Annotated in this window: 13 protein-coding genes; 9 read left to right on the forward strand and 4 right to left on the reverse strand. The window is 72.6% G+C overall.

All coding sequences use genetic code 11. The features are described 5' to 3' along the window. Positions 1-49: 49 nt before the first annotated feature. Positions 50-1,483 (reverse strand): glycosyltransferase, encoded by a 1,434-nt coding sequence (locus PUR61_RS41440; protein WP_329885128.1) that lies wholly within the window; start codon positions 1,481-1,483, stop codon positions 50-52. 174 nt (positions 1,484-1,657) lie between these two features. Between PUR61_RS41440 and folC the strand changes: the two genes are divergently transcribed. The 8 genes from folC to rodA all read left to right on the forward strand — a co-directional run bounded on the left by folC (position 1,658) and on the right by rodA (position 10,486). After that, positions 1,658-3,049 carry a bifunctional tetrahydrofolate synthase/dihydrofolate synthase gene (folC, locus tag PUR61_RS41445; protein ID WP_329885129.1) on the forward strand — a complete coding sequence of 464 codons (1,392 nt, stop codon included), beginning with the start codon at positions 1,658-1,660 and terminating at the stop codon, positions 3,047-3,049. A gap of 2 nt (positions 3,050-3,051) precedes the next feature. After that, positions 3,052-3,402, forward strand: coding sequence for a DUF4233 domain-containing protein (locus PUR61_RS41450; RefSeq protein ID WP_329885130.1), 351 nt, complete (start codon positions 3,052-3,054; stop codon positions 3,400-3,402). Positions 3,403-3,517: 115 nt separating this feature from the next. After that, the gene (gene ndk / locus PUR61_RS41455; protein ID WP_329885131.1) at positions 3,518-3,931 is read left to right on the forward strand and encodes a nucleoside-diphosphate kinase; all 414 of its coding nucleotides are present in this window, start codon (positions 3,518-3,520) and stop codon (positions 3,929-3,931) included. Positions 3,932-4,242: 311 nt separating this feature from the next. Beyond that, positions 4,243-5,268: a rod shape-determining protein gene (locus PUR61_RS41460; protein ID WP_327683829.1), complete on the forward strand. Its 1,026-nt coding sequence runs from the start codon at positions 4,243-4,245 to the stop codon at positions 5,266-5,268. 89 nt (positions 5,269-5,357) lie between these two features. Further along, the gene (gene mreC, locus PUR61_RS41465) at positions 5,358-6,311 is read left to right on the forward strand and encodes a rod shape-determining protein MreC (RefSeq protein WP_329885132.1); all 954 of its coding nucleotides are present in this window, start codon (positions 5,358-5,360) and stop codon (positions 6,309-6,311) included. A 3-nt stretch (positions 6,312-6,314) separates the two neighbouring features. After that, positions 6,315-6,959 (forward strand): rod shape-determining protein MreD, encoded by a 645-nt coding sequence (gene mreD, locus PUR61_RS41470; protein WP_329885133.1) that lies wholly within the window; start codon positions 6,315-6,317, stop codon positions 6,957-6,959. Between the two features lie 60 nt (positions 6,960-7,019). Continuing rightward, positions 7,020-9,290 carry a penicillin-binding protein 2 gene (gene mrdA / locus PUR61_RS41475; RefSeq protein ID WP_329885134.1) on the forward strand — a complete coding sequence of 757 codons (2,271 nt, stop codon included), beginning with the start codon at positions 7,020-7,022 and terminating at the stop codon, positions 9,288-9,290. Further along, complete coding sequence (gene rodA, locus PUR61_RS41480) at positions 9,287-10,486, forward strand: rod shape-determining protein RodA (RefSeq protein WP_329885135.1); 1,200 nt, start codon at positions 9,287-9,289, stop codon at positions 10,484-10,486. Before mrdA ends, rodA begins: the two co-directional genes overlap by 4 nt. Positions 10,487-10,580: 94 nt before the next feature. Here rodA and PUR61_RS41485 read toward each other — a convergent pair whose 3' ends face one another. Then, entirely contained in the window at positions 10,581-11,234 is a 654-nt protein-coding gene (locus tag PUR61_RS41485) for a nitroreductase family protein (RefSeq protein ID WP_329885136.1), read from the reverse strand. Positions 11,235-11,284: 50 nt separating this feature from the next. Further along, a complete protein-coding gene (locus PUR61_RS41490) occupies positions 11,285-11,791 on the reverse strand; it encodes a MarR family winged helix-turn-helix transcriptional regulator (protein ID WP_329885137.1) in 507 nt (168 codons plus the stop codon). A gap of 138 nt (positions 11,792-11,929) precedes the next feature. Between PUR61_RS41490 and PUR61_RS41495 the strand changes: the two genes are divergently transcribed. Next, a complete protein-coding gene (locus PUR61_RS41495) occupies positions 11,930-13,066 on the forward strand; it encodes an SGNH/GDSL hydrolase family protein (protein WP_329885138.1) in 1,137 nt (378 codons plus the stop codon). A gap of 132 nt (positions 13,067-13,198) precedes the next feature. Here the strand turns inward: PUR61_RS41495 and PUR61_RS41500 are convergent, their stop codons facing one another. Further along, positions 13,199-14,488 (reverse strand): M14 family zinc carboxypeptidase, encoded by a 1,290-nt coding sequence (locus PUR61_RS41500; protein WP_329885139.1) that lies wholly within the window; start codon positions 14,486-14,488, stop codon positions 13,199-13,201. Positions 14,489-14,509: the final 21 nt, after the last annotated feature.

Raw genomic sequence — 14,509 nt, forward strand, 5'->3', positions numbered from 1 at the left:
GGCGGGCGGTCGGGGCGGCGAGCCGGAAAGGCCGGGTCGGCGGCCGGGGTCAGGATTCGAGGGCGGTGGGCGCGCCGAGCGCGACCTTCTCGGCGTTGCGCCTGGTCTTGGCCCAGCCGTTGCGGCCGAGCAGCACCCGGACGGCGGCCCGGGCCGCGACCGCGAACAGGTGGTAGGCGTAGAGCCAGACCAGGACGCCCCAGAGCAGACCGGTGAGCCGGCTGCGGCCGGGGTGGACGAGCCGGCGGTAGGCGAAGCCCCAGAAGAGCATCGGCAGGGTGGCCAGTACGAAGGCGAGCACCATCCAGGGGCCGAAGCGGAGCTGGAACTCGGCGGTCTCCTCGGGGAAGAGCACGAGGCCCGCCGTGGTGATCGCGATCGACACCGGGGTGAGCACGACCAGCAGCACGCAGACCACGGGCTGGAGGAAGGTGTAGAGCACCTCGGCCTTGCCGGCGGGCCGGTAGTGCGGGGAGCGCAGGACCCGGCCGGTGTAGCGCAGGCACTGCATGTTGCCCTGGGCCCAGCGAGTGCGCTGGGTGAGGAAGCGCCGGTAGGAGACCAGGGCCTCCTGGGAGACGGCGGCCTCGGTGACGTGGGTGAGCCGCCAGCCGGCAAGCCGCAGGTCCAGGCCGGACTCGTAGTCCTCCAGCAGGGCGCGCTCCGGCCACGGCCGGCCCGCGCGGCCCTCCTCGGCGGTCAGCGTGTCGAGGGCGGTGAGCCGGACGAACTGGCCGTTGCCGCCGAGGCCGACGCTTCCGGTGCGGCGGCGCAGCATCTGCATACCGGCGTTGTTGGCCTGGAACTCGACGTCCTGCATCCGGACCAGGGCGCGGGCGAACGCGTTGGCGAGCCGGCCGCGGCCGGGCAGCGGCAGCTCGTCGTCGGCGTTGCGCATCCGGACGCCGATCTGCACGGCGCCGGTGTCGGGGCGGCCGAGCGCCCGGTCGTTGCAGACCTGTTCGAGGGTGCCGTGGTCGAGCTGCCCGTCGGCGTCGACCACACCGAGCACGACCCGGGAGCGGTCGGTGCCGGCCGGCAGGCGGTCGGAGATCTCCCGGTAGGCGGCGTTGAGGGCGGCGCCCTTGCCGATCCGGGCGTGCGGGCGGCGGCGCTGGACGAGGTGGATCCGGTCGTCGTGCGCGGCGGCGGCCAGCACCAGCTCGCGGGTGGCGTCCTCGCTGTCGTCGTCGATCACCCAGAGGTGGGCGGCCGGGGCGACGGCCCGCAGGCCGGCGAGGGTCTGGGCGATCACGGCCTCCTCGTCGCGGCACGGGACCATCAGGTGCCACTGGAAGGCGGAGGGGTCACCGGGCTCGGCGGCGGAGTTGTGCCGGAAGGCGTGCCGGGAGCCGGCCCAGTAGAGGAGGAAGCGCCCGAAGACGAGGGCCATGTAGACCAGCAGGGCCAGCGAGATCAGTCCGGCGATCCAGACGATGCTGTCCCGGCGGAGCTCGACAAAACTGCGCAGGGCGTCGGGCAAGGCGCTGTGCTCCTCGTGATCAAAGGCGATATGTCTCCTTGACGCGCGAATCGCTGCTCCGTTGCGGCCTGATGTCGCTAAATCGATAGTAAACGCGGGAAACGGCCAACCCGGGGCAAAGTGGTCGTTCTCACCCCGTCGGGAGCGCCCGGCGCAGCTCCGTAGACTGTGGACGTGAGCGACAAGGCCGACCCGAACCCGTACACCCTCCGTCCCGCCGACGGCGCCGCCGGCGACGCCCTGCACGACGTCGAGGTGGAACTCTCCGAGCGCTGGCCGGAGAACAAGCTGGAGCCATCGCTCGACCGGATCGAGGCGCTGATGGACATCCTGGGCCAGCCCCAGCGGTCCTTCCCCTCCATCCACATCACCGGCACCAACGGCAAGACCTCCACCGCCCGGATGGTCGAGCAGCTGCTCAACGCCTTCGAGCTGCGCACCGGCCGCTACACCAGCCCGCACGTGGAGAGCGTCACCGAGCGGATCACCCTGGACGGCGCCCCGATCACCCCCGAGCGGTTCGTCGAGGTCTACCGCGACATCGAGCCCTACGTGCGGATGGTCGACGAGCGCCAGCCGGTCGCGATGTCCTTCTTCGAGGTGCTGACCGGCATGGCCTACGCCGCCTTCGCCGACGCGCCGGTGGACGTCGGCATCGTCGAGGTCGGCATGGGCGGCTCCTGGGACGCCACCAACGTCATCGACGCCGCCGTCGCGGTGATCACCCCGATCGGCCTGGACCACACCGACAAGCTGGGCGGGACCACCGGCGAGATCGCGGTGGAGAAGTCCGGGATCATCAAGCCCGACGCCGTCGCGATCGTCGCCCACCAGCAGCTCGACGCCGCCGAGACCATCCTGCGGCGCGCCGTCGAGGTCGACGCCACGGTGGCCCGCGAGGGCATGGAGTTCGGCGTGATCCGGCGTGAGGTCGCGGTCGGCGGCCAGCTCGTCACCCTGCGCGGCCTCGGCGGCGAGGAGTACGAGGACGTCTTCCTCCCGCTGCACGGCGGCCACCAGGCGCAGAACGCGGCGCTGGCCCTGGCGACGGTCGAGGCCTTCTTCGGCGTCGGCGGTGCCCGCGGCGGGAAGCTGGACGTGGACAAGGTGCGGCAGGCGTTCTCCGGCGTCGACTCGCCGGGCCGCCTGGAGATCGTCCGCCGCAGCCCGACGATCCTCCTGGACGCCGCGCACAACCCGCACGGCGCCCAGGCGGCGGTCACCGCGATCGGCGAGTCCTTCGGATTCACCCGGCTGGTCGGCGTGATCGGCACCAGCGGCGACAAGGACGTGGCCGGTCTGCTGGAGGTCTTCGAGCCGCTCCTGGCCGAGGTCGTCATCACCCGGAACTCCACCCACCGCGCGATGGACGTGGACGCGCTGGCCGCGCTCGCGGTCGACATCTTCGGCGAGGACCGCGTCCAGGTCGAGCCCCGGCTCGACGACGCCATCGCCGCCGCCGTCACCCTCGCCGAGGAGGAGGGCGACCTCGGCGGTGCCGGGGTGCTGGTCACCGGTTCGGTCATCACGGTGGGCGAGGCCCGCCTGCTGCTCGGGAGGAAGTGACGATGAGGACGCTCTGTTCCTCGACGCTGATCGGCGAGGCACTGCTGATCATGTTCGCCGGTCTGGTGGCGATGCAGCTCTCGGACCTCCCCGCGGGCACCGTCTGGACCGTCAGCGGCATCGCGATGGCCCTCTGCGTGCTGCTCTGCGGCATGATCAACAGGCCCGGCGCGGTCGCCGTCGGCTGGGCGCTCCAGGTCGGGCTCATCGCGAGCGGCTTCGTCCTGCCGACCATGTTCGGCCTCGGCCTCGTCTTCGCCGGCCTCTGGTGGTGCTCGGTGCACTACGGCCGGAAGATCGACGAGATCAAGGCCGCGCGGACCGCCGCCGCCGAACCGGCGCCGGCGGCCTAGACCGGACCTCCGACGGGCGGCCGGGCATTCGCTTACGCAAGGTAACCTCTGCGGTAGTCGCACTCCGCACGTCGAACGGCGTGCGATCCGTACCGATTTCCCCAGGAGACGCACCGTGTCCCAGCGCACTCTCGTCCTGCTCAAGCCCGACGCCGTCAAGCGAGGCCTGACCGGCGAGATCATCAGCCGCATCGAGCGCAAGGCCGGCTGGCGCCTCGCCGCCGTCGAGCTGCGCACGTTCGACCGGGCGACGCTGGAGCAGCACTACGCGGAGCACGTCGGCCGCCCGTTCTACGAGCCGCTCCTGGAGTTCATGACCTCCGGCCCGTCCCTCGCCCTGATCGTCGAGGGCGAGGAGGTCGTCGCCGGCATCCGCATGCTGGCCGGCGCCACCAACCCGCTGGAGGCCGGGGCCGGCACCATCCGGGGCGACTACGCGACCATCACCCGCGAGAACCTGATCCACGCCTCCGACTCGTCCGAGTCCGCGGAGCGCGAGATCAAGATCTTCTTCCCGGCCCACGCCTGATCCGGACGGGCTCCAGGGACCTTCGGGTGCCCCGGTCGGGACCATTGGCCCGGCCGGGGCATTCTTATCGGGAAATAGGGAACCAGGGGGGCCGACACGGCGTCCCAATGCCCGGAGAAGCGATCACGCTCCGGACAATGGACGGTACGCCCCACGTCGACGTCCGTGCCGGCCGGCGTGACTACGATGGACGCGACTCAAGGGCCCGGTAAGGCAGCTCAGCTGGTCTCCGCCCAAGCGTGGGCGCGCGCATTCCGTCCACCTCCATGACACCGAGCCCGGGAAGGCACCCACACCCCATGGCGAGCAACCTGTCGTTCATCGGCCGCGACTTGGCGATCGACCTCGGAACTGCCAACACGCTGGTGTACGTCAGGGGCAAGGGGATCGTCCTCAACGAGCCGTCGGTGGTAGCGGTCAACACCAACACCGGGGGAATCCTGGCCGTCGGTTCCGAGGCCAAGAAGATGATCGGACGCACCCCGGGCAACATCGTGGCCATCCGCCCGCTCAAGGACGGCGTGATCGCCGACTTCGAGATCACCGAGCGGATGCTCCGCTACTTCATCCTCAAGATCCACCGCCGCCGCTTCCTCGCCCGCCCCCGCGTCGTCGTGTGCGTGCCCTCCGGCATCACCGGGGTCGAGCGCCGCGCCGTCATCGAGGCCTCCCTGCAGGCCGGCTGCCGCCAGGTGCACATCATCGAGGAACCGATGGCCGCCGCGATCGGCGCCGGTCTCCCGGTCCACGAGCCCACCGGCAACATGGTCGTCGACATCGGCGGCGGCACGACCGAGGTCGCCGTCATCTCGCTCGGCGGCATCGTCACCGCGCAGTCCATCCGGGTGGCCGGCGACGAGCTGGACAACGCCATCGTCCAGCACATCAAGAAGGAGTACTCGCTGCTCCTGGGCGAGCGCAGCGCCGAGCAGATCAAGATGAGCATCGGCTCCGCCTTCGGCCTGGAGGGCGAGAAGGACGAGCACGCCGAGATCCGGGGCCGCGACCTGGTCAGCGGCCTGCCCAAGACCGTCGTCATCTCCGCCGCCGAGGTCCGCGAGGCCATCGACGAGCCGGTCAACTCGATCATCGACGCGGTGAAGACGACCCTCGACCAGTGCCCGCCCGAGCTGGCCGGCGACGTCATGGACCGGGGCATCGTGCTCACCGGCGGCGGCGCCCTGCTCCGCGGCCTGGACGAGCGGCTGCGCCGGGAGACCGGCATGCCGATCCACATCGCCGAGAACCCGCTGGACTCCGTCGCGCTCGGATCCGGCAAGTGCGTCGAGGAGTTCGAGGCACTCCAGCAGGTGCTCGACGCCGCACCGCGCCGCTAACAGAACCGAAACGTCCGAACTGAGCGGGTCCCCGCCCGGGTCCACAGCCCGGGCGGAGGGGCCAGGTACGAAGGGGCAGCACCAGCACCGTGAGGGACACACGAGAGAGCCGGCTGCTGCTCATCCTGCTGGTGGCCGTCGCCTTCGCGTTGATCACCGTCGACATCAAGGGCGGTGAGAGCTCCCCGCTCGGCGGCGCCCGGCGAGCCGCGGCCTCCGTCCTCGGACCCGTCGAACGGGGCGCCGCCACCGCCGTCGACCCGGTCGCCGACACCGTCCGGGCCTTCCGCGACGCCGCGGCCCACAGCGGCCGCACCGACCAGCTCGCCCGCGAGAACACCGAACTGCGGCAGAAACTGGCCTCCTCCGACATGGCCGGCGGGCGTACCCAGCAGCTCGACGACCTGCTGCGCACGGCCGGCGCCGGCGGATACACCGTCAAGGCCGCCCAGACCATCGCGATCGGCCCGGCCCAGGGCTTCTCCTGGACCATCACCATCGACGCCGGCAGCGACGACGGGCTCACCCGGGACATGACCGTGGTCAACGGACAGGGCCTGGTCGGCCGGATCACCACCGTCGCCCCGACCACCGCCACCGTGCTGCTCGCCTCCGACCCCGGCTTCTCCGCCGGCACCCGGCTGGAGGGCACCGGCGAGATCGGCTTCGCCTCCGGCGGCGGCAGCAGCGCCATGAAGGTCTCGCTGCTCAACGGCAAGGCCCAGGTGAAGGAGGGCGACCGCCTGGTCACCTTCGGCTCGCAGAGCGGCCGCCCGTTCGTGCCCGGCGTCCCGGTCGGCAAGGTGGTCCAGGTCGAGGCCAACCCCGGTCAGCTCACCAAGACCGTCCTGGTCGAGCCGTTCGTCCAGTTCACCCGGCTCGACCTGGTCGGCGTCGTCGTCGTCCCGCCGCGCACCGACCCGCGGGACGCCGTCCTGCCGCCCGCCCCCGCGGCGGCCGGTCAGGGCCAGGCCCCGGCGGCGCCCGCCGCCCCCGCGGCCCAGGCCGCCGTCCCGCCCGCCAAGCCCAATGGGGGGAACTGAGCCATGCGTCTCGCCCGCATCCCCGTCTCCGCCGCCCTGATCCTGCTCGGCCTGATCCTCCAGGTCAGCGTCTTCGGCCGGCTGCAACTCCCGGGGGCCACCCCGGACATACTGCTGCTCGTCGTGGTCGGCCTGGCCATGGTCTACGGGCCGACCGGCGGCTGCCTGGTCGGTTTCGCGGCCGGCCTGCTCGCCGACGTCGCACCGCCCTCCGACCACGCCATCGGCCGGTACGCGCTGGTGCTCTGCCTGATGGGCTACGCCGCCGGGCTGCTCCGCCCCGAGCACGGCCGCCAGCGTTCGGTCTCCAGCGCGCTGCTCGTGGTCTCCGTCGCCGCGATCGCCTCCACCCTGCTGTACGCGATGGTCGGCGCCCTGGTCGGCGACACGGCCGCCCGGCACGTCGGGCTCGGCTCGCTGGTGCTGACCGCGATGCTCTACGACCTGCTGCTGGCCCCGTTCGTGGTGCCCGTCGTGATGGTGCTCGGCCGTCGCTTCGGCAAGGACCCGGTGGCCGCCGCAGGCCCCGGCGACGACGAGGGCGGCCCGGGTCTGGGCACCCTGGCCCGCTACCGCACCACCCGCGACGCCGCGTCCCGCCCGATGTACAAGAAGAAGCGCCTGCTCGGCGCGGGCAAGCGCCCGTAGTCCGGCCCCGGCCCCCGATCCGACCAGACCGCCCTCGCGATTTCCTGGAGCGCACGAGACGTGAGCAACATCCCCGAGACCGGCCGAACCCGGCGGGTGACGATCCGTCTGGTGGTGCTGCAGATCCTGGTGCTGTCGCTGCTCGCCACCCTCGGCGGACGGCTCTGGTACCTCCAGATCCGCAACGCCAAGGAGTACACGGCCAAGGCGACCGGCAACCACATCCGCGAGGTCGTCGAACCGGCCGTCCGCGGTGAGATCCTGGACGCCTCCGGCCGCATCCTCGCGGGCAACGAGACCAAGCTGGTGGTCTCCGTCAGCCGCACCTCGCTGCTCCAGCAGAAGGACGGCGGCAAGGCGGTGCTGACCCGGCTCGCCGAGGTGCTCGGGATGCCGGCCAAGGACGTCCAGGAGAAGGCCCGGCTCTGTGACGCCAAGACCCCGCAGCCCTGCTGGAACGGATCGCCCTACCAGCCGATCCCGGTCACCAAGGAGGCGACCACCCAGCAGGCGATGCAGATAATGGAACGCCGCGAGGACTTCCCGGGGGTCACCGCGCAGCCCACCGCCGTACGCCACTACACCGGCGTCGAGGGCGCCAACATGGCCCAGGTGCTCGGGTACCTCTCGCCGGTCACCGACGAGGAGGTCTCCAAGACCGCCGACAAGACCGGGCTGGACCGCTACCTCCCGGCCGACCAGATCGGCCGGGCCGGGCTGGAGTCGGTGTACGACCGCGACCTGCGCGGCACCGCCGGCATCACCAAGCTGGAGGTCGACAACCTCGGCCGGGTGATCGGCACCGCGGACAAGGCGCCGCCGCGCACCGGCGACAACCTGGTGACCAGCATCGACGCCAGGGTGCAGAAGGTCGTCGAGGACAACCTGGCGCAGGCGATGGCGGACGCCCGCAAGACCTGGGACAAGAACACCAAGCGCAACTACGACGCGGACTCCGGCGCCGCGGTCGTGATGGACGTCAAGACCGGCCGGATCGTCGCGATGGCCAGTGCCCCGAGCTACGACCCGAACATCTGGCAGGGCGGCATCTCCGGCAAGGACTACCAGGGGCTGACCAACAAGGACTCCAACTACCCGCTGCTGAACCGGGCCATACAGGGTCAGTCCGCCCCCGGCTCCACCTTCAAGGTGGTCTCCACGGCCGCCGCCGCCCAGGCCGGCTACGCGCTCAACGGCAACTACGCCTGCCCGAGCAGCATGACCATCGGCGGCCGCGAGTTCAAGAACTTCGAGAGTCAGGGCCACGGCTCGATCACGCTGGCCCAGGCGCTGGAGGTCTCCTGCGACACCGTCTTCTACGGCCTCGCCTACGACCAGTGGCTGGCCGACGGCGGCATCAAGCCGAAGAAGGAGACCGGGGACTGGTTCTACAAGACCGCCCACCAGTTCGGCCTCGGCGCCAAGACCGGCATCGACCTGCCCTCCGAGGCGACCGGCCGGGTGCCGGACCGGCAGTGGAAGCAGTCCTTCTACGACAACAACAAGGACGCCTGGTGCAAGCAGGCCGAGAAGGGCGGCAAGGAGTACTCCGACCTGATCGCCAAGGAGAACTGCGCCGACGGCTACGTGCTGCGTGCCGGTGACGCCGTCAACTACGCGATCGGGCAGGGCGACACCCTCGTCACCCCGCTGCAGATGGCGCGGATCTACTCGGCGCTGGCCAACGGCGGCACGCTGTGGCGGCCGACCGTCGCCAAGGCCGTGATAAGCCCGAGCGGCGAGCTGGTCCGCGAGATCGCCCCGCACGAGGACGGCAAGCTGCCGACCGACGCGAAGACGCTGCAGTACATCGACGACGCCACCAAGGGCGTCGTCTCGACCGGTACCGCCGCGTGGAAGTTCACCGGCGCAGGCTGGCCGCAGGGGAAGATCGAGCTGCACGCCAAGACCGGCACCGCCGAGGTCGAGGGCAAGCAGACCACCTCGTACCTGACCACCTACAGTCGCGACTACGCGGTCGTGATGACGATAAGCCAGGGTGGCACCGGCTCCGGCGGTTCCGGTGACGCGGTCCGCCGCATCTACCAGGCGCTCTACGGCGTCGACGACAAGGGCGGCGTCGACAACGGCAAGGCCCTGCTGTCCACGCCGCAGGCCGAGCTGCCGAAGTTCAACGCGGACGGCACCGCGATCATCAAGCCGGCCTCGTTCGGCGGGGACCCCGCCGGCGCGTTCGGCGACCCGGGCGTCACCGGCGGCTCGCCGCGGGTCTTCCTGGACCCGGCGCAGCCCTCCGGGACGGTCGTCGTACCGGTCGCGGCGGTCGCGGCCGTCGAACCCACCCGCTCCAACGGAAGGGGCCGGGCATGAGCTCCTACGGCTCGTACCGTCAGCTGCGGCTCGCCCCGCAGCGACGCGGGGTCCCCAGGACACTCGCCAAGGACTCCCCGATCTGGCGGATCGACTGGATACTGCTGCTGGCCGCGGTCGTCCTCTCGCTCGGCAGCTCGCTGCTGGTCTGGTCGGCCACCCGCGGGCGGGACTCGCTCACCCACGGGGACCCGCAGTACTTCCTGTACCGGCACCTGACCAACGTCATGATCGGCGCCGTGCTGTGCGCGGTGGTGATAGCGATAGGGAGCCGGCGGTTCCGGACGGTGGTGCCGTTCCTGTACGTCGGCGTCATCGTGCTGCTGCTGGCCACGCTGAGCCCGCTCGGCTCGACCATCAACGGCCAGCACTCCTGGATCCAGCTGGGCGGCGGCTTCTCGGTGCAGCCGGCCGAGTTCGCCAAACTGGCGATCGTGCTGGTGATGGCGGTCGTGCTGTCCGAGCAGGTGGACGCGGGGGAGCGGGAGTTCCCGGCGAACCGGGCGGTCTTCCGCGGCCTGGTCTGGGCGACGCTGCCGATGGCGATAGTGATGCTGATGCCGGACGCCGGCTCGGTGATGGTGATGGCCGTCATCGTGCTCGGCATCCTGCTCGCCTCGGGCGCGGCCAACCGCTGGGTGTTCGGGCTGATCCTGACCGGGGTCGGCGGCTGTGTGGCGATCTGGAAGCTCGGCGTGCTGAGCAAGTACCAGATCGACCGGTTCGCGGCCTTCGCCAACCCGGCGCTCGACCCCTCCGGCGTCGGGTACAACACGGCCCAGGCCCGGATCGCGATCGGCTCGGGCGGGCTGACCGGCAAGGGGCTGTTCCACGGGACGCAGACCACCGGGCAGTTCGTGCCGGAGCAGCAGACCGACTTCGTCTTCACGGTGGCCGGCGAGGAGCTGGGCTTCCTCGGGGCGATGGCGATCATCGTGCTGCTCGGCGTGGTGCTCTGGCGGGCCTGCCGGATCGCCCGGCACGCCACCGACCTGTACGGCACCATCGTGGCGGCCGGGGTGGTCGCCTGGTTCGCCTTCCAGGGGTTCGAGAACATAGGGATGTGCCTGGGCATCATGCCGGTGGCCGGCATCCCGCTGCCGTTCGTGTCCTACGGAGGGTCGTCGATGTTCTCGACCTGGGTGGCGATCGGACTGTTGCAGGCGGTGCAGAGCCAGCGGCCGATAGCGGCCTGACCGGCGCGTCGCCGGAGGGTGGGCGGCGTGCCGACGGCGGGGCCGGTCCGGGGTGATCCCGGGCCGGCCCCGCCGTCGTCGTCGGGGGCGGTGGTCACCAGGCGTCCCAGTGCGTGATCCGGTCGGTGGGCACGCGCGGGCCGGGGCGGAAGTCGGTGCCGACGGTGTGGGCGAGCGGGACGAGCGCGACCTGGGCCACCGTCTCGTAGGGGATGCCGAGCAGGTCGGCGGCCTCGCGCTCGTAGTGCAGGTGCGGGGTGGTCCAGGCGGTGCCGAGGCCGCGGGAGCGGGCGGCCAGCATGAACTGCCAGGTGGCGGGGAGGATCGAGCCCCAGGCGTTCGCCTGGCCGACGTGGGAGTCGAACTCGTGCCGGCCCTCGATCCGGACGCAGGGCACCACCAGGACCGGCACCTCGTGCAGACGGTCGAAGAGGTGCTGGGCGCTCTCGGCGAGGCGCAGCCGCCGGGCGGTGTCCTCGGTGGTGCGGTCCAGGCCGGTGCGGACGACGGGTCGGCGGGGGTTGACCAGGCCGAGCCGGTAGAGGTCGGCGAGGGCGGCCCGCCGGGCCGGATCGGTGACGATCACGAAGTCCCAGCGCTGGCGGTTGCGGCCGGTGGGGGCCTGGGTGGCGAGCGCGAGGCACTCCTCGACCAGTTCCCGGGCGACCGGGCGGGTGAGGTCGAGCCGCTTGCGGACGGCGCGGGTGGTGGTGAGGAGCTGTTCAGCGGTCAGGTCGGGATACGGCACGGCCGTGGCCTCCGGTCAAGATGGGCCGACCGGCCGCGCGGGGCGGGGTCTCAGTCGGCCGGCGGGACGTCGAGGAGCTTGCGGGTGAGGCGGACCAGGGTCGCCCGCTCGTCCGGGGTGAGGGCGGCGAAGGCGTGGTCCAGGACGGGGGCCATGGCGCGCTCGGCGTCGGCCAGGGCGGCGGCCCCGTCGGGGGTCGGGGTGACGGCGTAGGCACGGCGGTCCCGGGGGTGGCGCTCGCGGCGGACCAGGCCGGCGTCCTCCAGGGCGTCCACGCAGCCGACCATCACGCTGCGGTCGATCCGCAGCTGCTCGCTGAGCTCCTGCTGGGAGCAGCTGCCGACGGCGTCGAGCATCTTGAGCACCAGGTGCTGGGCCACCGTCAGCGGGTTTCCGGAGAGCTGCTCGTCGATGGTCCGGGCGACCGCGGTGGTGGCGCGGCAGAGGGCGACGTCGGGGCGGTCCTGGGTGAGCGCGGCGAAGTACCGCCGGCGCTCGCCGCCGTCGTCCGCCCGGCTCGGGGACGCGAGGCGGGCGGTCCGGGGGGCGCTGGCCATCGGGACTCCTTCGGTGGTGGACGGCCAGCATAACGCTCCTGAGAGATTGTTTGACGGTAGATGATTTCCGCTGCTACTTTCCGATCGTACGTGATTGAACATCAGATTGTTGTCCGCAAGACTAATTTGGGGGTCGGGATGGCCGGGGGCGAAGACGCGGGCACGGTGGCGGGCGGCGGCGACGGGGGAGGCGCGGCAGCCGGCCGCGACGGGGCGACGGCCCTGGTGACCGGCGCGAGGCGGAGGGCGGAGTGGCTCGACCCCGAGGACGCACGGCTCGGCTGGGACGGTGTCTGCGGCTTCGAACGGGTCGGCGGCACCGTCCTGCCGCTGCGGATCCCGCAGGAGCGGATCGCCACCGCCCTCTCGGACAACTTCGCGCGGCTCGCCCGGATCCCGGCCGGCGTCCGGTTCGCCGTCCGCACCGACGCCACCGAACTGCTGCTGGACCTCGACGCCGAGCCCGGCGCCGCGCCGGTGGACGTCCTGGCCGACGGCGTACTCCTCCACCGGCGCCACCTCGACCCCGGGCGGCGCCGCCTCGACCTGGCGCTGCCGGGCGGCCCGACGGAGGTGGAGGTCTGGCTGCCGCACCTGTCCCGCACCCGGCTCGCCGCGGTCGGCCTCCGCGGCCACCGGCTGCTGGCCCCCGTCGGGCGCACCGGCCCGCGCTGGATCGCCTACGGCAGCTCCCTCACCCACGCCATGTTCCCCGAGGGGCCGTCCGCGAGCTGGACCGCGCTGCTCGCCCGCCGCCACGGCTGGCGGCTGCGCAACCTCGGGTTCGCCGGCGAGGCCTACCTGGACCCGCTGGTCGCCCGGGTGATCCGCGACACCCCCGCCGACCTGGTCACCCTGGAGATCGGCACCAACGCCTACATCCGCTCCGTCTTCACCGCCCGCAGCTGGGGCCCCGCCGTCTGCGGCTTCGTCGAGACGATCCGGGACGGGCACCCGGACACGCCGATCGCCGTGATCGCCGCGCTCCCCTCGGTGGAGCGCGAGCGGGTGGTCAACGCGGCCGGGCTGACCCTGGCCGACGTCCGCGACCTGACCGGTACGGCCGTCCGGGTGCTCCAGCGGCTGGGCGACCGCCGGCTGCACCTGGTGGACGGCCGGGACGTGCTGCCGGTCGCCGAGGCGGACGGCCTGTACGCGGACGGCCTGCACCCGACACCGCAGGGGGAGCACCGGCTGGCCGGCCTGGTCGACCCTCACCTGCGGCCGCTGGTCGACGGGTTCCGACCGGCCCCGACCGGACCTGGCCGACTCTGACCGGCATCGACGGGTCAGTGATCGGCCGGGCCCGCGATCGGACCGGTACGGGCCGGCCCGACGCGCGATCGGACCAGCCCGCGATCAGACCGGTTCGCGATCAGACCAGCCCGCGATCGGACCAGCCCGCGATCAGACCGGCAGCAGCAGGTCCGCGGCGGCCAGCGCCGCCCGGGCCTGGTGGGAGACCTGGGCGTCGACCGGCACCCAGCGGGTGCCCAGCCGGTGCAGGCCGTCCAGGCTCGCCGCCACGATCGCCCGGGCCCGCGCCCTGGCCGCGTCGGCCGCCGGGCCCCCGGAGTCCGCGAGCAGCCGCAGCAGCATCGAGGCGACCCGCAGCGGCAGCCGCGCCGCGACGATCCGGGCGGTCGTCACCCGGGACACCGACAGCGGCGCCACCGACCACTCGGTGCGCCACTCCTCCAGCAGCAGCGGGCAGACCTCCAGGTTGAACTCGATCGAGCGCAGCAGCGGCCCGTACGCCACCCCGGCATGCGGCGGCACCTGCGGCAGCATCCCGACCAGCTCCTCGACCCGGTCGCCCAGCGTCCGGGCGGCGGCCCCCACGGCGGCGCGCGCGTCCGGGTACGGACGGGAGTCGCCGACCGCGTCGATCGCCCACATCGGCACCTCCAGCACGGCCGTCACCCCGCCGTACCGGCCCGCGTACGACCAGGTCGACAGCTCCGGACGGTCCGGCAGCGCCTGCGAACCGCCGCCCGGCGCCGGCATCACGTACGCCCCCGGGGCCGGGCTGTCCCAGCCGACCGCGTCGTAGGAGTCGACGTCCAGCGGGATGCCGGCCCGCGCCACCGACCGTGCGAACCCCTCCGCCAGACCCGGCAGCGGCCGGGTGAGCTGCACGAACGCGCCACCGAAGTCCACACCGTGCAGCGAACACTGCAGCACCGGGCGCAGCTCGTCGATCAGGCCGGTCAGCGCCCGGCTCTCCGGCATCGGCGGCCGGTCGCCGTCCGGGGCCGGCGGCAGCTCGGGCTGCTCGTCGAACGCCGGCCGGAAGAAGTGCTCGTAGTGCCGGGCCGGGGTGAGCGGGCCGTGCAGCCAGCCCTCGTTGAGCGCGGCGCCGTCCGGGTCCAGGCAGAGCAGCACGTGCCAGCCGACCCCCGGGCGGGGCGGCAGCTCCAGCACCCGCTCGGCCAGCCGGACCGCGGCGGCCATGCCCACCGGCTCGTTCGGGTGCGGGCCGCCGACCGCCAGGACGGTGTGCTCCCCGTCGTCGACGGAGAGCAGCACCAGCGGCCGGCCGGCCCGGGAGCGGCCCACCTCGCGGACGCGACAGCGGTCGGGGTGGCGGCGGGCCAGCCGCTGGGCGGCCGCGACCGCGCGGGCGACCGTCGGGTAACTCTCGATGTCCTGGCGCGGCGGTCCGATCCGGCGTACCCGTGGGCCCGTGTCGGTCATGGCTCTCCTGTCCTCGGGCAC

Origin of the sequence: Streptomyces sp. BE20 (assembly GCF_036322525.1) — a bacterium.
Taxonomy (GTDB): domain Bacteria; phylum Actinomycetota; class Actinomycetes; order Streptomycetales; family Streptomycetaceae; genus Kitasatospora.